We start from the raw sequence: 22842 nt of genomic DNA on the forward strand, positions 1-22842 counted from the left end.
GTTATTATTGCAGTTTTAAACAATGCCAAAAAAGGAGAGCAAATGAGAAAAATATTATTGACACTATTATCAAGTACTCTACTTTTTTCACAATACACGGATTGCCAATTTGAAAATCAAGACTACGTTGATGTTTGTAACAAAGCAGTAAAGAACGGTGTATCTTATGACTATGCAAACGAGTTTTTGCTATCTTACTTTAAGACACAAAAATTTGATGAGATAAGTTTTAAGTATCTGCAACCAAAATATATAACCACTCATAAAAAAAATGAGAAAAAAGCAAATAACGTGCTTGTTAAGTATATTCCTGAGATGGTAGAACATCTTAAAAAATATGCAGAGGTTTATGATTACGCTGAAGAGAAATTCGGCGTAAATCGCGAGATTGTAGCCGCTATACTTATTAAAGAGACAAGACTTGGAAAAATTCAACCAAAGCATGATGCTTTTATAGTATTTAATACTTTGGTAGTTAGAACAAAACCAAACAGTGAGCGCGAAAAATGGCTCTTAAGCATGGGCAAAACAAATATGGTCTCTATTATTACCCACTGTTACGAAAGAGACATTATTCCCGATGAGTGTAATCTTCCCAGCTCTTATGCAGGAGCCATAGGAATACCGCAATTTATGCCAAACAGCTTTATATACACCGAGGGATACAAAACAAAAACTGCGGATTTGACAAAGATGGAGGATGCCATAGTATCTGCAAGTAAATTTTTACATGAAAAAGCGGATTTTTCAACACTTATAGATTGGAGCAAGATACCCGACATTGTAGAACTTGAGTCAAAATGGTACGATTTTGAGTTTGAAAATGAGGATGCTTCGTTTGTTTATGCAAAAAACACAAGGTCGGACAAAGAGTATAAATGCTTTACATGTGATAAAGAGGAGCTTGATTATTTAAGAGAATATACCAAAAAAATCATGTCTTACAATAACTCCTCAAACTACGCCGTAGGAGTGATGCGTTTGGCTTACGAAGCGCAAAAAGACCTTAATAGATAGTATATCTATCAAACTGCTTTTGAATCTCTTTTATATCATGTTTTTTTACATGTAGAGATTTTGGGCTCTTTTTATCACTCCAAAGGTACTCCTCAAAAGTTTTACGCTCTTGTTTGTAAAATATGCCCAGAGCAAAAGGATGCGTTTCTCTGGCTCTATCCATCGCCGAGGAGATATCTAAAATATCATGCTCATTTTCATCCATCATGTAGCTGTTTTGCGAAAACCACTCATATGTGTTTAGAGAGTTAAATGTCACGCACGGCTGAAAAATATCTATAAGCGCATAGCCTTTATGTAAAAATGCCGCTTTTAAAATCCCCTTTGTATGCTCTTTGTTTTGCATATAAGCTCTTGCGACAAAAGAGGCGTTTAGCGAAAGAGCCGTCAAAATAGGGTTAAACGGCTCATTACTTACACCATTAACCTGAACTTTTGTTTTAAACTCTCTCTGACTTGTAGGAGACGCTTGCCCTTTTGTAAGTCCATAAACCATGTTGTTATGAACGATATGAACTATATTTACGTTTCTTCGCACCGCACTTAAAAAATGGTTGCCGCCCTCGCCGTACATATCTCCGTCACCGCCCTCTGCAACGACTATAAGTTCGGGGTTTGCCATCTTTATTCCAGTTGCAACCGGCAAAGCCCTGCCGTGAAGACCGTTGAACATATTTACGTCAAGATAGTGCGGAGTCTTAGCCGCCTGCCCTATTCCCGACACAAAAACTATATCCTGTTTTTTTACTTCAAGCTCTTGTAAGACTTCTGTTAATATATTTAAAATACCGAAATTTCCGCATCCGGGACACCAAGCATTGTCGGTATCGTGACGCATAAACTCCTTGTTCATTATAACTCCCTTACTTTTTGTGCTATTTTTTCAACCAAAGTATCACTGAAAAAAGCAAAACCGTTTGACTGCAGGATTGTCGCATCAACTTTTATATCGTTAAGTTTAAGCAAATCTGCAAACTGCGCATTAGAGTTGTTTTCGACTACGATAATATGCTTCGTATCATGTAGTTTTAAAAGATGCTCTTTTTTTAGCGGATATATCCACGAGAAGTGTATTTGTGCTAGTCTTGAGTTATCAAGCAAAGATATAGCTTCAGAAATAGCACCTTTGGTTGAGCCCCAGCCTACGATTGCAATATCCCCATCACCCATAATACGTGGAGCTATTGCCGCATCTCTAAGCTGTTCTAGTTTATGCTTTCGCTTCTGCACCATTGCTTCTCTAACTTTGTACAACTCCGTTATCTGACCTCTTTCATCATGCTCATCACTGTCACAACATACCAACCCTTCGCCATAAGCAGGAATTGAGCGCTCACTTATACCGCTATCGTTAAGTTTGTAACGCAGATAATCAGACTCACTTTTTGAAATATATCTGTTTTGAGAAAAAAGCTCAAAATCAACTTTTGGTATGCTCTGCACACTGTCGGCTAAATATTGGTCGCTTAAATATACGACGGGTATCTGAAATCTATCTGCCGTCTCAAATGCCAAATGTCCGAGTTCTATAGCTTCTAACGCATCCCCGGGAGCTAAAATAAGACGCGCAAACTCTCCGTGACCTGAATAAAGCGCAAGGTTTAAATCGCCCTGCTCCGTTCGTGTAGGAAGTCCCGTTGCGGGTCCGGGTCGCTGTGCAAGATAGACTACCATAGGAGTCTCTGTCATACCCGATAGACTCATACTCTCGCTCATAAGGGCAAAGCCGCCGCCCGATGTCGTAGTCAATCCTCTGCCTCCGCCGTACCATACTCCCAAAGCCATATTAAACGCCGCAATCTCATCTTCTGCTTGTTCAACCGCTATATCAAACTCTTTAGACATTCCTGCTAAAAAAGCAAGAACACCGGTTGATGGCGACATCGGATATGACGTAACGCTGTTACATCCTCCGGCTAAAAAACCAAAACCCGCAGCAGTCGTGCCGTCTATGTAATGTACCTCTTTATCTCTGCTTTTATCCACAACAGGGAGTTTTTTAATCTCTGATTTTTGCGTTTGAGCATACATGTAGCCCTCTTGCAGTGCTTTAATATTTGCTTCGTGCATATCTTCTTTAAAACGTTTCTTTAGACTCTCTTCAAGCACCTCTTTTGGAAGTTTTAGCAAAGCAAACAACATCCCTGCCGCAAATGTATTTACAAGCTGTTTTGAGACATGTTTTTTTGCCTCTTCTTGCAAAGATATTTTCAAATGGTTTGAAAAACTCTCATTTTGACCTCCGATAACCAGAGTATCATCTCCTATGCGCTCTTTTACATGTAAGAGGGAAGCTTCATCAAGCCCAAGAAATAAATCAGGCTTCCATTTTGCAGACCTAATATCTTTGTCTGATATACGTATTTGAACCGTATTGCTTCCGCCTCTTACTCTTGACATGTACTCTTTTGTAGAAAATATAGAGTACCCCATAGATACAAATGTATGCGTGAGCAAATCTTCTATAGTTTTGATACCGGAACCCGCAGAACCTCCTATCATAATAGTAAAATCATTCTGCGATAAAACTACCGTTTTGGAGTGATTTGGTTTAGGCGCATTGAAATTAGTTTCTTCATCACTTGTTTTTGCTCGCCACCATGTAAGTCTGCCTCCGTAGTACCCTAAAATTATTACGGAAGGTACGGTAATGAGGATAGAAAAATGATAAAAAATTGCCCCAATACTATCTTTGTACGCTATCATCGGGTCAATTATATGCAGATATATACCAATCATTCCTACAATTAGTGTAAATATTGCAGTATATAGCTTAATTACAAGCGCTCGTATCATGCTAAAATTATAGTTAACCCACCAGCTCAAAACTCCTGCACTCATAGCAAACAATCCAAGAAGTGTTGCGGCAAGAAAAGCGTAGTAAGTACCCTGCTCAAATTTTTCAACAGGCGAGAAAAAAAATGCTATATCCATAGCCGCGGCGAAGAAGTGAAGTACTATGGGAAAATGTGCGGTTACGGGATGCGGATGATAGATTTGGTACCAATTATGCCACTTCTCTTTAGCACTTAAGGTCTCTTTTGTACTCAACGGTTCTGTTGCTTCTACTATAGCTTCTTGCTTTGGCCGTAATATTTTAGAGCTACTATCTACAAGCTTATCTACAACTCTAAAGTTTTTTAAAACATCATCTGCATGAGGAGCATCACCCATTGCTTCTGTTAAATCAACGCCGGCCTCATGGCTACCCTGATGCTCACCCTCTTCCCACATATCACTACTTGTTAAATCATAAACAAGTCCTTTATATGCCACATAAGCTTTTGCTCCGTTTTTACCGTTAAAGCGACTAAGCTCTTCAAGAGTCATCTGTGTTACTTATTTTTTTGGAGCTTCAAGATATATCATACACCAACCATCAGGACTAATAGAACCATCAACTACCTTGCATTCGTTTGTAGCGGCAAGGAAATGGACACAATCTACACATTTTTTCCCATCTTTTGGAGTATCTTGATACTTGAGCTTATCTTTTGCCGCTTTTGCATATAGCGGAGTCGTACTCCAAACACCTAGTCCCAATATCGCCATATACTTTAAAAAAACTCTTCTTGTCGAAAATTTCATAACCGTCTCCTAAATTAAGAATTAATTATCTCTTTACAACTCTATTCTTTGTTCTCTTAAATTATAATAAACAATTATAGGTACTCTTTAAAGTATGTACTTCATTTGGTTTTATAACTCTTGCATCATCAAAAGCATTTGCAGACTCTATGCAGAGCATATTTTTGTAATCATTATCTTTCATAGCGCTCATTCTCTTACATTTGTCTATCCAAGGATTCCAAACAACGACGGATGATGAACCTTCGTTTTCAATGCTTATTGTTCTACTTTTATCTAAAAGTAACACTTGCTTATCTACTTCTTGATAGACTCTGTCAACCTCTTCATTAAAAGTTATATCCCCTTTTTGCAGCTCTTTTTTCCATGTAAGCGCATCAAGATACGGTTTCTTGTTTAAACCTTTTATATTGACATGTGAGATATGTGAAACTGCAAAATATGTATGAAGAGCTTGTGTGATTTCAAACTCTTTGTCATCGATATTTGTAGTTTTGAGTTCAACAATAAGCTTGTCTGAAACAACTACATGTAGCTCAAGCTCAAACTTATGTTGCCACATTTTTAACGTCTCTTCATTGTGAGTTAGTTTCATTGTAATTGACGTGCTGTTTTCGTCTATCTCGTATCCATCCATAAACTCCCACATAAAAACTCTGGCAAATCCGTGCTGAGGAAGACTCTTATTGCTATTCATTCCAAACCAAGGCCAGCAGATAGGAATACCGCCGCGGATTGATTTACCATGCTCAAAGTCACTTATCTCGCTAAGCCAAAGAAATGACTCTTCGTCTTTTTTTACGTACTCAAATATATGCGCACCCTGCAGAGCTATTTTTGCTTTTGCCGAAGAGTTCTCAACTTCTATGTATTCAAAGCCGTTGCGGAGTTTTTTATGCTCTATCATAAATCACTCCAAGATTTTATCTTATGCCATTTTACCGCATAGAAAAAGATAAACATGTAACATATAATTCCTATAAGGTAGGTTGACTGCATATCTCCGCTTACATGTGATATCTTTCCAAATATTAACGGCAAAACCGCTCCGCCGGCTATTGCCATGATAAGCAGCGCGCTTCCCTTAGCGGTATGTTTACCCAAATCTTTAAGCGCCAAAGGCCATATTGTAGGCCATACAAGCGCATTCGTTAAACCAAGAAGAGCTACAAATGTTATAGTATTTGGAAGAGTTCTAATCCCCATCCATCCCCATAAAACAGTTGAAATAAAACTGCTCTCTGCGGATGAGGCTACAACGCCCAGCAAAAACAACATCCCAAAAAGAGCAGAAAGGATAAGAGCTTTTTTTTGTGATACATATTTAGGTATAAAAAAGATACCCGCAAGGTAGCCCAAAACCATAAAAACCATTGTAAATGATGTTAAAGCGGTTGTATTTAAAAGACCCAAATGTTGTCCGTAAAGCCCTATCGTATCTCCTGCTATTACCTCTATGCCTACATAAAAGAAAAGTGCCGCCGCACCTAAAACAACATGTGGAAACTCAAATATACTCTTATTATCTGTCTTTTCATCTTTTTCAAATTCAAGTTCAGGCAGTGGAGAAAATTTTACAAGTGCGATAAGTGCGGTTAGAACAACTGCCATAACGATGTATGGTGTTATCAGTTTTGCGGCAAGAGCCTCTTTTGTCTGGCTGGATAAATTTTCCAAAGAACCGATATCAGAGAGAATGAGTGCCGTAAATAAAAGCGGCGCAAGCACCCCTGCACTTTTATTTATAACTCCCATAATGCTTATCCTCATTGCCGCACTCTCTATAGGTCCTATATAAACTACATAAGGGTTTGAAGCAGTTTGAAGTATCGTAAGCCCCGTTGCCAATGTAAAAAGCGCAACCAAAAAAAGTATAAAACTAGCACTCTGAGCTGCAGGTATAAAAATCAGGCTTCCGATAGCCATGATGGCCAAACCGATTGCCATACCGTTTTTATAGCCGGTCTTTTCAAGCACATAGGACATCGGCAGAGCCATTAGAGTATAGGAGATATAAAAAGCAAAAGTTACAAAAAGAGCTTCAAACTCGTCAAGGTCGCATATAGCCTTTAAAAACGGAATAAGCGAACCGTTTAGCCATGTAACAAACCCGAATATAAAAAACAAAATACCTATAATCGCCATCGGAACGACATTAGATTTAGTATCCACCATTAAGACCTTTTAGATAGTTTGCAACAGCGTCTTCATCGTTGGTATGAGGCAAAACAATTTTTGCCGCTTTTTTTACGCCCTCTTGAGCATTAGCAACCGCAACCGAAATTCCGGCAAGTTCAAACATGCCGATATCGTTAAAATTATCTCCAAATACGGTAAGTTTTGAGAGGTCAAAACCTACATATTCGCTCACGCTTCTAATGGCATGCGACTTATCCGCGTCTTTATGCAAAAGCGTTAAAAAATAGCATCCGACATAAGCTTCGGGTGCTAAAATATACTTTAGGGTGTCTCCAAAAATTGCTTCTAAATGCAGTGATAATTTTCTAAGAAGCTCTTCCTCTCCAAAATATACAATCTTAAAATTATTATCCATAGCGCGGATATTACCGCACTCTCTTAAATTATCGTCTTTGCTATATCGTGATAAAACTTTTTTTTGGTCGCTGTTTAAAATATTTGAGTGTAAAAAGAGTTCATTTAGATTTTTATCTGCCAAAGCCAAAACAAACGGAAAAATCCCGAATTTGCCACCTTCGTCTATTATAGCATCTGCAACTTCTTTACTTAAAAATTTTGTGTCTATTATTTTTTTATCCATAGTTGCAATAAGCGCACCGTCAAGAAGAATCATAGGAGCGTTTAGGTCAACACCGCCTAAAAACTGTACGGTTTTTTTATAGGTTCTTGCAGTTGCGATACTTACTATCGAGTGTGCCGCAACAGAGTTCCAAACCTCTTTCGTAAAAGAGCTTACCGATAAATCGGTTCGTAAAAACGTATGGTCTAAATCAGTAATGTATATATTTTTCATTTTACCTGTACTTTAATTGACATGTAATCATCTTCTCGACAAGCACACGTCCTACTTCCATCTTGCTATCTACAACAGAAGTAATATTCAAATCATGCAGACCGTCTTTCTCTTCCAGTGTAGATATTTTAACAATCAGGTTGATATTTTTTGTATGTTTTAACACAGCTTCACAAACCGCTCTTTTTTTATCAAAATTATCAAGAGTAACGATTACCGCCGCCGAACTCTCCGCATGCAAAGCTTCTAAAAGTGATAACTTCGACATATCTCCCAAATATGCCTCTTTCCCCTCGGCAAGAGCCTCTTGAACATGTTTTGGGTTGTTGTCTATAATTACGTACGGAGCATCAAGAATATCTAAATGTTTAGCTACGAATTTACCTACTATACTATATCCGCACACGATTACATGATCTCGTCTTGAAACAAATGCCGAAGTATCTAGTCCCAAATATTGATGATGACTTACATAACTTACAAATCTGTTTATTTTAGAGATAAAAAACGGGGTTACAATCATGGAGAATATAACGACAAGAACAAACAGAGACTCCAGCTCTTTATCCAGCAATCCGCCCATACTTGCAACTGCAAAGATAACAAAAGAGAATTCTCCTACTTGAGAGAGAGCAAGTGCCGTCTTGAGTGAGAGTACATGTGAAGAGGTAAGACGAAGCACGGCGTAAGTAATTAATGTCTTTAAAACTAAGACAAGCACAAATATGCCTACGATTAGACCGATATTGTCCATAAAAAAGAAGACGTCTATCTTCATACCAACGACGATAAAAAACGTCCCCAATAGGATATCTTTAAAAGGCGATATGTCGGATTCTACTTTATGATGATATTTAGTCTCGGCTATAATCATTCCTGCTACAAAAGCACCTAGCGAGTACGTAAAACCCATATAAGAGGCAAAAAGTGCGGCACTGACAACTATAAACAAAACAGAACCCATAAAAAGCTCGTCAACTTCGCTAGACGCAGAGAAGTGCAGCAGCCATGTCATGACTCTTTTACCTACTATAAACATAAATCCGATAATTAAAACGGCACTTATAAAAGTATCTCTAAGTATAAGTACAACCGACTGATCGCCCGAACTTGTCAAAAAACCCAAAAGAATAAGAATAGGAATTACTGCAATATCTTGAAATATAAGTATCCCTGTTGCTCTTTGTCCGTATGGATTATGTATCTCTTTTGAACTCTTTAAATAACTCAGTACTACTGCCGTAGAAGAGAGTGCAAAAGCAAGAGAGAGTATAATAGCCGAAACGGATTCAAGCGAAAAAAGATAGTGGCTTATTGCATAAACTATCAATGCGGTAAAACCGACTTGCATAAAGCCGTTTAAAAATATCTCTATTTTCATGCTGTTCATTTTTGCCAAAGATATCTCAAGCCCGATAGTAAACATCAAAAAAACTATACCGAACTCTGCAATATGCTCTAAGGTTGATGAATCGCTCATATGTCTTAAATCAAACGCATAAACTATTATCGTTCCCGTTAAGATGTAGCCTATTATCTGCGAAACACCGAAGCGTTTTAAAAAAAGATTTAGTACGGTAGAGATACCTAATGCCGTTACTATGTATAAGAGTGCAAAATCCATTAAAAACTTTCAAATTATTTAAGATTATGTTATTGTATCAAAAGAACCTTGATAGGCTCATATATGGTAATTTATTATACTTAATTTTAAGAGACCTTATACTATAATCGCGTTAATATTTAACATTTGGGAGTTTTTTCATGACTAAATACATCTTCGTTACCGGTGGAGTTTTAAGTTCTCTTGGAAAAGGGATTACAGCGGCTAGTATTGGCACTTTACTTAAACATTCCGGCAAACAAGTTGGCATGTTAAAAATAGATCCCTACATAAATGTTGACCCAGGAACCATGAGTCCCTTGGAGCATGGCGAAGTTTTTGTAACAAGAGACGGTGCCGAAACAGACTTAGATATCGGGAACTATGAGAGATTTTTAGACACCTCTTATCTTAAATCAAGCAATTTTACGACCGGACAAGTTTACTCAGCCGTTATAGAGCGTGAACGTGCAGGCGGCTATCTAGGTCAAACTATACAGGTTATCCCACATATAGTAGGCGAAATCGTAAAACGTATAAAAGAAGCTGGCGAGGGGCATGAAATACTTATCGTTGAGCTAGGCGGAACGGTCGGAGATATCGAGGGTCTTCCTTTTATGGAAGCAATTCGCCAAATGAAACATGATGATGAAGTTGAAGGAACATTCTTTGTACATGTAACTCTTATCCCTTATATAAAAGCTGCAGGCGAATTAAAATCAAAACCGACACAGCACTCCGTTCAAGAACTTCGCCGTATCGGTATTACTCCTCAGATGATAATTGCCAGATGCGAAAATGCACTGCCGAAAACATTTAAGAAAAAACTTGCAATGAGCTGTGATGTTTCAAACGACAGTGTTATAGAAGCGCTCGACGCTGCTTCAATTTATGATGTCCCTATATCTTTTTTAAGACAAAATATTTTAAAACCGATATCAAAAGAGCTTGATTTGGGCGAACTTAATCCAGATATGGAAAAATGGGACTCTCTAGTTAAAAAAATTGTTCAGCCCAAAAACAAAGTAGTAGTAGGCTTTGTCGGAAAATATCTTGAGCTTAAAGAGTCGTATAAATCTTTAACCGAATCTCTAATCCACGCAGGTGCGCATCTTGATACCCGTGTTGATATTCACTGGGTTGACAGCGAAGAGATAGAAGAGAGAAGTGCAGAAGCTCTTCTTGGTGACTGCGATAGCGTTTTGGTTGCAGGGGGCTTTGGAAATCGCGGTGTTGAAGGGAAAATAAAAGCTATTGAATATGCCAGAGTAAATAAAATTCCATATCTTGGGATTTGTCTAGGTATGCAGCTTACACTTGTAGAGTATGCTAGAAATGTGCTTGGATTAGATAGTGCTAACTCGGTTGAATTTGATGAAAACACTCCTTATCCTATGATTTACCTTATAGACAACTTTTTAGACCAAAGCGGAAATACACAGCTTCGTACACACAAATCTCCGATGGGAGGAACTCTTAGACTCGGAGAATATCCGTGTGATACTAAAGAAGGTTCAATTATACGCAAAGCTTACGGCGGAGCAAAAACAATATATGAGAGACACCGTCACAGATACGAAGCAAATCCTACTTACCGCAAACAGCTTGAAGATGCAGGTATGATTGTAACCGGTGAATCAAACGGGCTTATCGAGACTGTTGAAATAAAAGACCACCCATGGTTTTTAGGTGTTCAGTTTCACCCTGAATTCACATCAAGACTTCAAACTCCAAATCCATCGATACTTGCATTTGTAGAAGCTACTCTAAATATTTCTCAAAAAGAGTAGCTTCTTTAGAAGATGCAAATTTTTGATGAAGTACCTATATTAGATAAATCGGCTCTTTTTAAACTCCTCTCTCAAAGATTTGAGAGTGATGAGAAAAAACTCTCCCAAATCCCAAATCCTGAACTTCTCCATGATGCAAATAGAGCTGCAAAAAAAATAGCAGATGCGATAAGAGAGAAAAAAAAGATAGCTCTTGTTGGAGATTATGATGTTGATGGAGTAACTTCCACTGCGATTATGGTTGAATTTTTCAGGCAAATCCCATATCCTATAGAGGCAATCATTCCAAACCGTTTTAGTGACGGTTACGGCGTTAGCCCAAATATCCTAAAAAAAGTTGACGCAGAGCTAATCATAACCGTTGATAACGGGATAAGTGCCATAGAAGCGGCTGATATTTGTCAAGAAAGAGGAATTGAGCTTATTATCACAGACCATCACACTCCGCCAAAAATTCTGCCTTGTGCTTACGCTATCGTAAATCCAAAACTCTCTACATGTAGTTACCCTTTTGAAGAGATATGCGGAGCGCAAGTTGCATGGTTGCTTTTAGGTGTTGTTAAAAAGGAGTTAAATCTCTTTATTGATATGAAAGAGTTTTTGGACTTGCTAGCCATTGCGATTATAGCCGACATTATGCCTCTTACAAATATAAACAGAGCCATTGTAAAAGAGGGCTTAAAAATTTTAGCAACCTCTAGCAGACCCTCTTGCATAATAATTAGAGATTTTTTAAATAAAAGTTCCATAACCTCTGAAGATATAGCTTTTCAGGTTGCACCGCGCATAAATTCGGCAGGCAGACTTGAAGACGCTAAAATAGCACTTGAGTTTTTAACTGCACAATCAATAGACATAGCTTATGAAAAATTTGAAAAATTAAATACGCTTAATGAACTAAGACGTAATGTAGAAGCGCAAACGACAATAGAAGCATTGGAACTTGCAAACAATGATGATGCCTTAATAGTTGTAGCGAAGGATGGATGGCATGAAGGTGTCGCAGGAATAGTAGCAGCAAGACTTGTAGAACACTTCTCAAAACCCGCAATCGTACTAACTATAAAAGAAGGCATTGCAAAAGGGAGTGCCAGAAGTATCGGCAACATCAATATATATGAACTTATTAAAAACAACAGCTCTTTTTTGACAAAATTCGGCGGACACAAGATGGCGGCAGGTTTAGGGTTGCGAGAGCAAGATATAGACTTTTTTAAAAATGCAATTAATAAAAGTGCATCAAGATTGGACTCTAATGATTTTATTTCGCTTGATGAAGTTATAGGAATAATTCCAAGCAGTGAAATAGATTTTGAAATTTTAAACCTCTTAGAATATTTTGAGCCATACGGTGAAGCAAACTTACGACCGTCATTCTTAATTAAAGATGCCGAAATTTTAGAAATAAGTTATTTCGGCAAAGATAAATCTCACTCAAAAATAAGAGTTAGACAACTCACTCATGATAAAAAAATTATTGAACTCGTATTATTTAAAAAAGTTATACAATTTCCTAAAGAAAAAAAGCTTACATGTAGTTATAAAATCGCTAAAAATGAATATAACAACGCTGTATCAGTTCAACTTATTATAAATAAAATATATGATTATTAAATTAATTTTTTCATTTTAAAAACTGATACATAAACACATAAAATCATATTAAAGTAGCAAAAAGAGCAATATTTAAAACTATCTTAAGGCTCAAGAATGTAGAATTGATAACTTTATCACAAAAAAAGGGAAATACATGAAAAAGAATGAGATTTTAAAAGAGATTTTAAATGAAGTAGATAAACACCCTGAGATTATGTCTCGTCGTGAAGCTCTAAAATATTTAACAATGTCTCCGTTGGCTGCATCTGTTTTAGCAAGTGCTTCTGTTGGTACGTCAACTGCAAGTGCTTCTTCAGCAGACGTAAAAGGTAAAATAGTTATCTTAGGTGGTGGTTTAGCAGGTATGAGTACTGCTGCTCGTCTTAACAACTCTATATCTAATGCAGATATAACTGTTATCGAACCTGATCCTATTTCTGTTTCATACCAACCGGGACAAACTTTGGTTGCATCTGGTGTTTGGAAGATAAATGATATCGTTTACAAAAGAGATGAATATGTACCAAGCGGTGTTAAGTTGATTAAAGGAAGTGTAACTTCTATTGATCCAGATAACAATAAGTTAACTGTTGATGGAAGTCAAGAAGTAACTTACAATCAACTTATTGTTGCTGCCGGAGCAAATCTTAACTATGCATTTATCAAAGGTATAGAAGGTGAAATTACATCTTCTGGAAAAGATAATGCAGCTACAAAACAAACTATAACTAAAAATGGTCTTCATTCTCTATACTTCCAAGATGGTGCAGTAGCGACATGGGAAGGTATTCAAGAGTTAATCGCTAAAGCAAAAGCTCATAAAGGTCCTGAAAAACTTCAAGCACTTTTTAGCAACCCTAGAGGGGCTATCAAATGTGGTGGTGCTCCACTTAAAATCATGTATTTAACACATGCTCGTCTTGTTGAAGCAGGTGTTCGCGATAAAGTTGAACTTACTTTCAATACAAACAATGGTGCTCTATTTGGTATTCCGGATTACAACACTCCAATAGTTAAGCAATTTGAAGTAAGAGGGTTTAAAGCAAACTATAAACATAACCTAATAGCCGTAGATGTAGCTACTAAAACTGCAACGTTTAATAAATGGCGTATGGAGAAAAAAGAGTTTGAAGATGAGATGGGTGAAAAAATTATGAAAGAAGTTGAAGTTGGTGAGCCGGTTGAGTTCAAATATGACTTCATGCACGTTGCTCCACCAATGAAATCTCCAGATGTTGTAGGCAAATCAAAAATCGGCTCTGGTGGCTGGGTTGCTGTAAACAAAGAGACTCTTCAATCATCTTTCTTCCCTAATGTTTGGGCAGTTGGAGATTGTGCCGGTGTTCCAATGGGTAAAACTGGTGGTTCTGCTCGTAAACAATACAAAGTAGTGGTTGATAATGTTGTCTCTGCTATGGGCGGAAAAGAGCCTACAGCTAAATATGACGGTTATACTGTTTGTCCTCTAATTACAGGTATCGGTACTGTTATGCTAGCTGAGTTTAACTGGACTAAAAAACCTACTCCATCGTTCCCATTAGATCCAACTCAAGAGAGATGGATTATGTGGTTACTAAAAGTTTATGCTCTTAAACCTATGACTATTCATGGTATGCTTTCAGGTAAAGCGTAACCAAAGCTTTATTAATCTCCCTTCTATGGGGAGATTAACTTCGTACAAGTATAATACCCCTCACAATAAAACCCAAAATAATAAATATTAGGAGATAAAATGAAAAAAGCTACCTTTTTAGCTTTAGTTGCTATGGTATTTTCATTATCGTTAAATGCTCTTACTTTAGGCAAGCTCGGTAATTTTAAATTTGAAAAAGTAAACAAATATGTTTGGATTATGCATGGACCACCGGAAAATCCAAGTGTAGAGAATGAAGGTTTTATGAATAACCCATCATTCGTAGAAGGCAAAAACGGTACTATCGTAATTGATCCCGGAGGAAACTACAACGTTGGCAAAAAAATTGTCGCTGAATACAAAAAAGCTACAAATAAACCTGTGCTTGCTATTTTAAATACACACAAACACGGAGACCATTGGTTTGCGGGTAAAGCATTTGCCGAAGCATATCCAAATGCACAGAGTTATGCTCATCCAAATATGATTAAAGCCGCTAAAGATGGTGATGCTAGATTATGGTACAACATATTAGAGGGACTTTCAAAGAACCTAAAAGGTACTGACGGACCGTTTCCTTTCCCTACAAAAGTTTTAAAAGACGGCGATATTCTTAAAGTTGACGGACACACTTTTAAAATATTTCATCCGGAGCGTGCACATACCGATACGGACATTTTGATAGAACATGTAGAATCTAATGTTTTATGGCTCGGAGACAACCTTATGGATTGTCGATTAGGCGGCATGGATGAGAGTTCAAGCGTATATGGAAATATAGAGCTTCTTGAAGATATTATCAATCAAAGAAACGGCTATAGAAAATATGACCTGTATGTTCCTGGACACGGCCCATCAAATGAGATGCATAAAGTAATAGACCCTTTCTTAAACTACTTTAAAACTGTTTTAAAATGGGCTAAAAAAGCTTATAAAGACGGCAAAGAGAGTTATGAAGTTAAAGCAAATGTAGCAGCAGAGCTTAAAGACTATCAGTCTTGGGATGAATTTGACCGCCAAATGGGTAAACATCTTATGAAAGCTTTCTCGGAAGTAGAAGCAAAAGATTTCTAAACTCAAAGAGCCATATTTTTATGGCTCAAAACTCATCTATTAATTTAAAATTTCAGTTCAAATAACACCTTTTTAATTTATAATATTTAATGCCTAAAATATATGAGTGCCAAAGAGCAAAATCGGACGTTGTAGCGTTAAAAGTTCTAAACAGTTCGCTTGTTGCTTATGCGACTAAGTTTCATGGGATTAAAATATTTGATTTTGATGATTGTGAAATTAAAAAAAGCATCTCGAATATACACCTTAATTCGGCAGTTGCATACGTCTCTGCATTTAGCCCAAACTCAGAACTTTTTGCTCTAGTCAATACTCAAACAATTTACATAATAGAGATAGAATCAAAAAAAATTATCAATACTATAGAACTACATGATGAAGAAATAGACATTATTAGTTTTGATTCGTCCTCTAAATATATAATCGCAGGAAGCAAAAACGCAAGAGTACTGCAATATAAGATAAACAGTTCATCTCTGCTCTCAAGACTCTGCTCGTTTCCATATGATGTGTCGGGTGTTGATTTAAAAAAGGCGATAAATAAAACTTTTGTGAGCTCTTTTGCTTTTTATAAAGATAGTTTTGCCTGTAGCGGTAGCGGCGGCGCTATTATAGTTATTAATTTACTTGCGCAGACAGATAAAAATGTTATCACTCATAACAAAATTCGGATAGATGCTCTATGTTTCTTAGATGAAAATACTCTTATTTGCGGTAAAAACAACGGTGTAGTAGAAGTTATATCACTAAATGAGAATAATAGTTATAAAAGTATAAATACGCTAATTTTAGAGATAAAGCAGATTATAGTAATGTCAAATCCAAACTATATAATGATTAGCGGCAAATCTAATATAATTACTATTATTGATATAAAAAACTATAAAATTGCCCATAGCAAATATATAGAATTAGAGACTAAAATAAACAGAATTGATATCGTAAAAAGTGACTCGTTAGTAATTGCTCTTGAAAATAATAACATTGTAGAAGTAAAACTCCCAGGAATCGTCAAATTAAAATCACTAATTGCTAAAGGTCTTCTTGAAGAGGCATTTTTATTAGTTGAAAAAGAGCCTATGATTCAAGGTTCTTTAGAACATAAAATACTTGAAAAGAAGTATGAAAAGAGCTACAAAGAGGCAACCGAAGCACTTATAAATCAAAATACTACTACGGCACTCAATATTTTAGACTTATATAAAAACGTAAAATCTAAAGAGAGTAAGATAAAAGAACTATTTAATGCTTTTAAAAACTACGGCAGATTTCAAACTCTCTTTCTAGAAAAAAAGTATGCTCTTGCTTACGCAATGTGTTCTAAATTTGAACCGCTTAAACATACACCGCAATATAAAAAAATGGAACAAACTTTTAAAGTTGCCTTTTTTAATGCTCAAAAACATATATTGCAAAATAATCTCGCAACGGCAAAGATTATCCTTAGCCAATACAACACAATTGCATCAAAAAAACCGCTTATTAAACTTCTTCTAACTCAAAACAAAGAGTTTGTTGAACTGTTAAAGGCAATTCAAAACAAAGATTTTAAAACAGTAGATAAGCTTGTTAAAGCCAATGAAATATTTAAACAAATCCCAAATTATATAGCTCTGAACAATCAAATACAAGAGACTCTTTTAGAAATAGAAGCAAATATAAAAACTGGAGAAGTAACACAGGCACAGGAGCTTTTAACTACAGTAAACGAGATACCTGCAATATCTAAAAGAGTAGAAGAACTTTATCAAAAATGTAAACATGTTGTTTTGCTTAAAGAGGCTTACGAAGATGATGATTTTAAAAAATGTTATGAAATTTTAGACATACATAAATTTTTAAAAACTATAGAGCTAGGTCTTTTTTTAGAAAAGCATTGGTCAAAACTTATGCAAAAATGTGAAGAGTATGCACTAGATGGAAATATTAGAGATATAAAAAAAACGCTCGGCAACCTTATCGAACTATCTACAAGGCATACTAAAATCGGCGACCTGATACGAGTCAGCTTCCATGTAAGAATTAAAAATCTAATGGATACAAAGAGTTTTAGAGGTGCTGAAGCCATAATATACACCTATATCGATATATTTGGTACAGACAGTGAAATCAACCATATAATGAAGATTTTCGAAGATGTTTCAGGGTTGAAATTAGCAATAACGCAGATTCAACTGCAAAGACCTACAAGAGACAGCTGGAGAGAATCTGATATTATTATGAAGAACCCATAAGTTTTAAGAGAGTCTCTGAAGTATCGCCAAATGGGCTTTTATATGTTGAGCCTTGAATCAGAAATTTCTCCATAGCCTCTTTTTTATTTATAGCTTCATCAAGTTCAGGATCTGTACCTTTTGAGTATGCTCCAATGCGTATAAGAACCTCATTCTCTTTTAAAAGTGTATAAAGTCTTCTAAATCTTATTGCCGCCCTAAAATGTTCAGGAGAAATTATATCATTCATAACCCTTGAGGCAGAGTTTAGTATGTGGACAGGCGGATAGATACCAAAATCGGTAAGCTCACGCGAGAGTACGATATGCCCGTCTAAAATAGAGCGTGACTGATCGGCAATCGGGTCGCTCATATCATCACCCTCTATAAGAACCGTAAAAAATGCGGTAATAGAACCTTTTCCTTCCTCTTTACCGGCACGCTCCATAAGCTGCGGAAGAAGCGATAGAGATGAAGGAGGATAGCCTTTTGATGTCGGCGGTTCACCAAGGGCTAGTCCTATCTCTCTTTGAGCCATCGCAAACCTCGTAACGGAGTCCATAATAAAAAGAACATCCAAGCCCTGATCTTTAAAAAATTCTGCAACGCTCATAGCTGCAAATGCGCCGTATTTTCTCATCAAAGGGGAATCATCCGAAGTTGCTACAATGATTACCGTATTTTCCAGATTGCCGCCTAGATTTTTCTCTATAAACTCAGGTACCTCACGACCACGCTCACCGATTAGTGCTACAACTTTTATGGGTGCTTCCGAACCCCTTACAATCATCCCCATAAGAGTAGATTTCCCGACACCGCTTCCTGCAAAAATACCGAGTTTTTGACCTTTTCCACATGTCAAAAGTCCATCTATACTCTTTACACCGACACTAAAAATCTCATCTATCATGCCACGCTTCATGGCAGCTATGGGCGATTTTATTATCGCTGAGAGTTTTGATCCGTTTATACTACCCTTGCCGTCAATAGGTCTCATAAACGGATCTACAACGCGTCCGAGCAGAGATTGACCTACTGGGATATTTAAACCGGTCTGATCTAAAAAGACTCTATCGCCTGAGCAAAATCCCTCAACAAAGCTAAAAGGAGTTATAAAAAACGTAGCACCGTCTATCTCGGTAACCATCCCGATAGTCTCTTGAGCAGTATCATTTGAGATAATTTTTACAATGTCGCTAATACTTACTTTAAGCCCGCGCGCAGTAATAACGGTCGCATTTATTTTGACAACTTCGCCAAATGCAACCGAGTATCTTTTATTTGAGATTTTATCTTTGATTGAGGAGAGTGGCATCAAAAATCCCCTTACATTGCAGAGAGCTTAATAACGAGAACCATTTGGAGAGTTTATCAAAGAGAAAAACTCACTTCTTGTTTTTTCATCTTTTTTAAACAAACCGCGAAGTGCAGAAGACGTTGTTGTAGAATTGATTTTTTCAACACCTCTCATCTCCATGCACATGTGTCTTGCTTGAATAACGACCGCTACACCTTTTGGCTGTATTGTATCCATAATTGCGTCTGCTATCTGCTCGGTTAACTGCTCTTGAATCTGCATACGACGGGCAAAAACATTTACGACACGAGGTATTTTTGAGAGTCCTACCACTTTGCCGTTTGGTATATATGCTACATGTACACGACCGATTATAGGCAGAAGATGATGTTCACATGTAGAATAAAATTCTATATCTTTTAAAAGAACCATCTCATCGTTTGAACTGGTAAAGAGTGCAGACCTTAAAATCTCTCTAGGGTCTTCTTTGTAACCGCCAAAAATAAACTCGTAAGCTTTTTTGACTCTCTGCGGAGTTTTTAAAAGCCCTTCCCTGTTCGGATCTTCTCCAACATGAAACATCATGGTTTTTACGGCATCTTCAAATTTTGTATCTTGTTTATCGGACAATGTTATACCTTTAAAGTTTTTATTACGATAGAGTATCAAGAAATAGCTGAGAAAATGATGTGATTAAATCACTTTGAGAATTTTACATTGTCGATAAAACTCTATCTTTTGTAGCTAACTAAATCTAAAAGTTTCTTTTTTACTTGCATGTTATCCCAAAATTGAGCACAGCTATATTTATTATAGTAAGTTTTATTTTTAAAGATACATAATTTAAAAATGTTATAATTATTCAAAATAAATTAAAGGAATTGTAAATGGCAATCATCTCTATGTTTTATGGGATTATCATCTCCATGTACTATTTTGACAATAGAAAACATAAACTTCCTCATATACATGTAAAGTATCAAGGCGAACAAGCTATATTCACAATTCCTGAAGGAAATATATTGGAAGGTGAGATGAAAACGAACAAAAGAAAACTTGTTGAAGCGTGGATTGAAATTCATCAAGATGAGCTAATAGCTGATTGGGAATTAGCCATTAAAGGTGAAGAAGTTTTTAAAATTGAACCTCTAAAATAGGAGCTAATAATGACACCGAATATTACAGATGTAAAACCTCAAGATGATTATCAAATACTACTAACATTTGATAATGGGGAAGTTAGAATATTTGATATGAAACCATATATTGATAAAGGTTTTTTCAAGCAACTGCAAGACAAAAATTATTTTAAAACAGTAAAACCACATTTTGATTCTATTCAGTGGGCAAATGGTCAAGACTTATCTCCTGACACTTTGTACTTAGACAGCCACTCAGCATAACGAAACATAGTAGCCAATAAGTTACCTAGCGGAAATTTATTGGCTCATTTGAAACATTATACACTAAAGGAAAGATGAATGAGTGACATACCAATTACAAAAATTATTCAGATTGAAGAGCCAAAATTGTTTAAATTTCATGCTGCCCGTTGGAATGGTAAAAACCAACCACTTGATATTTATGTAAGAGATAAAAATGAATGGTTTAGATGGAATACATGGAAGAATACAAAAAATGAATTCTCCCGTAAATATATTTTTTCATTAATTGACTTTTACCCTGAAAATAATATTTGGTTATTTGGTGGCATTTACGAGGTAATAAAGAGGGATGACACTCCAAATAATTATAGCTATGAGATAAAAGAATTAGATGAATACTCTAGCTATGTAGGAAGGTTAAAAATTGAATTAGAAAAACCATCAAGGGGAAGAGCATTTTATTTAGAACACTATCTAAATAAAATGCTAGTATCCGAAATATTAAAAAAGCCTTATTCTGGTGAACTATTTCCAGGTTATGAAAATATAAACCACGACTTTAAAATTTTAGCCCCAATTATTAAGAATGAAAACTCAGATTGGAAAGGGGCATTAAAAAATATAAAGGGAGTTTATGTAATTATCGACAAATTAAATGGAAAAAAATACATAGGTTCTGCATATGGAGATTCTGGTATTTGGTCAAGATGGCGTTGCTACATTGAAACAAGTCATGGTTGGAATAACGAACTTACAAAACTTATTAAAAAAGAAGGACCTAATTACGCAATAGATAATTTTAGATTATCATTACTTGAATACCATCCAATGAAAGTTGATGACAAGGTAATAATTGAAAGAGAAAGTTTTTGGAAAGAGGTATTTCTTTCAAGGGGTAGTTTTGGCTATAACAAGAATTAAAGCAAGGTATAACAATCACATGTACTAGGTCAGCAAAAAGCTCGGCTCTAGCTATGCTTTTAGCTACCGGTAATGTGAGACGTTATTTGAAAACTAATATCAAATTTAGAAATGGGATTATTAAAAATTCTTAAATTATTATCTGTAATTAACTTTCCATCTTAAGCATTTTTTCACATCTTTGTTGTCATACTTTTTGAAATGGCTTTTATAAGGAGATGAAGATGAACCGAAGAAAATTTTTATATTCTTTCTCTTTTTCGGCGGCTGCGGTTATAATAAATGGTTGTGAGAAAGGGTCTGACAAAAGTGCTAAACTTGACGAGAAGAGCGATAAAGTTCAAAAAGTAGTGCAAGAGGCTCCAAAAAATATAGTAAGTGATAAGTTTGAACCTTTTACCGGAGAGCTAAAGATTCCCAAAGAGATTGATTTTGAACATGTTGCAAAAGCAAAGTTTAACGCTCAAAAGAGTTTATCCGCTCTCTATAAAGAGAAAAAAACAGATGTTTTAACATTTCAAGGTGATTTGCCAAATCCTACAATCCGCATAAAAAACGGTGACGACTTTGAACTTGATTTTACCAACAGTCTTGAAAAACCGACTATCATTCATTGGCATGGCTTACTTGTGCCTGAGACAATGGATGGGCATCCAAAGGACGCTATTACGACGCAGATGATGAAAGAGTACAGGTATAAAGTCCATCAAAGAGCGGGAACATTCTGGTATCACACACATCCGCACGGTAGAACCGGAGAAGAGATTTATTACGGCTTATCTGGTCTTTATATTATAGAAGATGATAATGAAAAAGCATTAAACCTTCCATCGGGTGAGTTTGAACTGCCGCTTATCATACAAGACAGGAGATTTGACAAAGAGGGAAATCTTATCTATAAAGAGACTCCGCAAGACAATAACGGAGTTTTAGGTGATGTTGTTATGGTTAATTCCACTCCGTTTCCATATAAAAATATTAAAAACACAAAATACCGTCTTAGAATACTTAACGGCTCAAGTGCTAGAACATACAAACTTGCGTTTGAGGGTATCGAAGATTTCATGTTAATTGGAACTGATGGAGGGCTTCTTGAAGAGCCTATAGTCGTAAAAGATGTTTTAATCGCGGTTGCTGAACGTATAGACATAATCATAGATTTTAAAGATAAAAAAATCGGCGACACCGTTACACTAAGAACACTTGGTTTTAAAGAAGCGAGTAATTTTAGACCAAATCCCGCCTATCCTGATTTTGGTGCACAAATGGATATCATGAGATTTAAAATTACGGAGCTTTCTACTCAAAGCACACAAATCCCAAAAAAACTCTCAACAATTGCGAAAATGAAAGCTTCTGATGCCTCAAAAAGCAGAACTATTACAATGGAAGTTATGGAAGGCGGAGTTTGGACTTTAAATAAAAAACCTTACGATATGCATAGAATTGATGAGTATGTTGAACTAGGCTCAACTGAGATTTGGATTATTAAAAATACAGCTCATATGGCACACCCGTTTCATATACACGGCGTACATTTTCAGGTACTTGATAGAACTAGCAAAATAGATTTTCCAACCGATAAAGGTTGGAAAGATACTGTGCTTGTAATGCCTATTGAAACTGTCCGCATCATAGTGACATTTACTATTCCTGGAGTATTTGTTCACCACTGCCATATCTTGGAACATGAAGATCATGCAATGATGGCTAATTTTTTAGTAAAGTAAAAA

19 protein-coding genes are annotated in these 22842 nt (G+C 36.3%); 10 read left to right on the forward strand and 9 right to left on the reverse strand.

What is annotated here, in order from left to right; genetic code table 11:
• Positions 1 to 42: 42 nt before the first annotated feature.
• Positions 43 to 1017, forward strand: a complete 975-nt coding sequence (locus A2530_RS07715; protein WP_294883443.1) for a lytic murein transglycosylase — start codon at positions 43 to 45, stop codon at positions 1015 to 1017.
• Here the strand turns inward: A2530_RS07715 and A2530_RS07720 are convergent.
• The 7 genes from A2530_RS07720 to A2530_RS07750 all read right to left on the reverse strand — a co-directional run bounded on the left by A2530_RS07720 (position 1007) and on the right by A2530_RS07750 (position 9221).
• A complete protein-coding gene (locus A2530_RS07720) occupies positions 1007 to 1870 on the reverse strand; it encodes a thiamine pyrophosphate-dependent enzyme (RefSeq protein WP_294883442.1) in 864 nt (287 codons plus the stop codon). The two genes, A2530_RS07715 and A2530_RS07720, sit on opposite strands and share 11 nt — an antisense overlap.
• A complete protein-coding gene (locus A2530_RS07725) occupies positions 1870 to 4347 on the reverse strand; it encodes a 2-oxoacid:acceptor oxidoreductase subunit alpha (protein WP_294883441.1) in 2478 nt (825 codons plus the stop codon). The genes A2530_RS07720 and A2530_RS07725 overlap by 1 nt, the downstream gene beginning before the upstream one ends.
• Positions 4348 to 4356: 9 nt before the next feature.
• Entirely contained in the window at positions 4357 to 4605 is a 249-nt protein-coding gene (locus A2530_RS07730; RefSeq protein ID WP_294883440.1) for an iron oxidase oxidoreductase, read from the reverse strand.
• Between the two features lie 61 nt (positions 4606 to 4666).
• Positions 4667 to 5512 carry a D-hexose-6-phosphate mutarotase gene (locus A2530_RS07735; protein WP_294883438.1) on the reverse strand — a complete coding sequence of 282 codons (846 nt, stop codon included), beginning with the start codon at positions 5510 to 5512 and terminating at the stop codon, positions 4667 to 4669.
• Positions 5509 to 6777, reverse strand: coding sequence for a sugar MFS transporter (locus tag A2530_RS07740; protein ID WP_294883437.1), 1269 nt, complete (start codon positions 6775 to 6777; stop codon positions 5509 to 5511). Before A2530_RS07740 ends, A2530_RS07735 begins: the two co-directional genes overlap by 4 nt.
• Positions 6767 to 7597: an HAD-IIB family hydrolase gene (locus A2530_RS07745; RefSeq protein WP_294883435.1), complete on the reverse strand. Its 831-nt coding sequence runs from the start codon at positions 7595 to 7597 to the stop codon at positions 6767 to 6769. Before A2530_RS07745 ends, A2530_RS07740 begins: the two co-directional genes overlap by 11 nt.
• A gap of 1 nt (position 7598) precedes the next feature.
• Positions 7599 to 9221 carry a cation:proton antiporter gene (locus A2530_RS07750; RefSeq protein ID WP_294883433.1) on the reverse strand — a complete coding sequence of 541 codons (1623 nt, stop codon included), beginning with the start codon at positions 9219 to 9221 and terminating at the stop codon, positions 7599 to 7601.
• A gap of 140 nt (positions 9222 to 9361) precedes the next feature.
• Between A2530_RS07750 and A2530_RS07755 the strand changes: the two genes are divergently transcribed.
• The 5 genes from A2530_RS07755 (at position 9362) to A2530_RS07775 (ending at position 17527) form a co-directional block, all read left to right on the forward strand.
• Complete coding sequence (locus A2530_RS07755; protein ID WP_294883432.1) at positions 9362 to 10990, forward strand: CTP synthase; 1629 nt, start codon at positions 9362 to 9364, stop codon at positions 10988 to 10990.
• A gap of 12 nt (positions 10991 to 11002) precedes the next feature.
• The gene (gene recJ / locus A2530_RS07760) at positions 11003 to 12604 is read left to right on the forward strand and encodes a single-stranded-DNA-specific exonuclease RecJ (protein ID WP_294883430.1); all 1602 of its coding nucleotides are present in this window, start codon (positions 11003 to 11005) and stop codon (positions 12602 to 12604) included.
• A 136-nt stretch (positions 12605 to 12740) separates the two neighbouring features.
• Entirely contained in the window at positions 12741 to 14219 is a 1479-nt protein-coding gene (locus A2530_RS07765; protein WP_294883429.1) for an FAD/NAD(P)-binding oxidoreductase, read from the forward strand.
• A gap of 99 nt (positions 14220 to 14318) precedes the next feature.
• Positions 14319 to 15293: an MBL fold metallo-hydrolase gene (locus A2530_RS07770; RefSeq protein ID WP_294883427.1), complete on the forward strand. Its 975-nt coding sequence runs from the start codon at positions 14319 to 14321 to the stop codon at positions 15291 to 15293.
• An 89-nt stretch (positions 15294 to 15382) separates the two neighbouring features.
• Positions 15383 to 17527: a WD40 repeat domain-containing protein gene (locus A2530_RS07775; protein WP_294883425.1), complete on the forward strand. Its 2145-nt coding sequence runs from the start codon at positions 15383 to 15385 to the stop codon at positions 17525 to 17527.
• Here A2530_RS07775 and fliI read toward each other — a convergent pair.
• Together fliI and folE are read right to left on the reverse strand one after the other, a co-directional pair.
• A complete protein-coding gene (gene fliI, locus A2530_RS07780; protein WP_294883423.1) occupies positions 17511 to 18821 on the reverse strand; it encodes a flagellar protein export ATPase FliI in 1311 nt (436 codons plus the stop codon). The two genes, A2530_RS07775 and fliI, sit on opposite strands and share 17 nt — an antisense overlap.
• Positions 18822 to 18848: 27 nt before the next feature.
• Positions 18849 to 19433 (reverse strand): GTP cyclohydrolase I FolE, encoded by a 585-nt coding sequence (folE, locus tag A2530_RS07785; RefSeq protein WP_294883421.1) that lies wholly within the window; start codon positions 19431 to 19433, stop codon positions 18849 to 18851.
• 257 nt (positions 19434 to 19690) lie between these two features.
• On the opposite strand from folE, the gene A2530_RS07790 reads away from it, so the two are divergent.
• The 4 genes from A2530_RS07790 to A2530_RS07805 all read left to right on the forward strand — a co-directional run bounded on the left by A2530_RS07790 (position 19691) and on the right by A2530_RS07805 (position 22839).
• Positions 19691 to 19960, forward strand: a complete 270-nt coding sequence (locus A2530_RS07790; RefSeq protein WP_294883419.1) for a DUF4160 domain-containing protein — start codon at positions 19691 to 19693, stop codon at positions 19958 to 19960.
• A 9-nt stretch (positions 19961 to 19969) separates the two neighbouring features.
• Entirely contained in the window at positions 19970 to 20206 is a 237-nt protein-coding gene (locus A2530_RS07795; protein WP_294883417.1) for a DUF2442 domain-containing protein, read from the forward strand.
• A 78-nt stretch (positions 20207 to 20284) separates the two neighbouring features.
• Positions 20285 to 21109 (forward strand): GIY-YIG nuclease family protein, encoded by an 825-nt coding sequence (locus A2530_RS07800; RefSeq protein WP_294883416.1) that lies wholly within the window; start codon positions 20285 to 20287, stop codon positions 21107 to 21109.
• A 224-nt stretch (positions 21110 to 21333) separates the two neighbouring features.
• Positions 21334 to 22839 carry a multicopper oxidase family protein gene (locus tag A2530_RS07805; protein WP_294883415.1) on the forward strand — a complete coding sequence of 502 codons (1506 nt, stop codon included), beginning with the start codon at positions 21334 to 21336 and terminating at the stop codon, positions 22837 to 22839.
• The last annotated feature ends 3 nt before the right edge of the window (positions 22840 to 22842 follow it).

It is taken from the genome of Sulfurimonas sp. RIFOXYD2_FULL_34_21 (assembly GCF_001830805.1).
Taxonomy (GTDB): Bacteria; Campylobacterota; Campylobacteria; order Campylobacterales; family Sulfurimonadaceae; genus Sulfurimonas.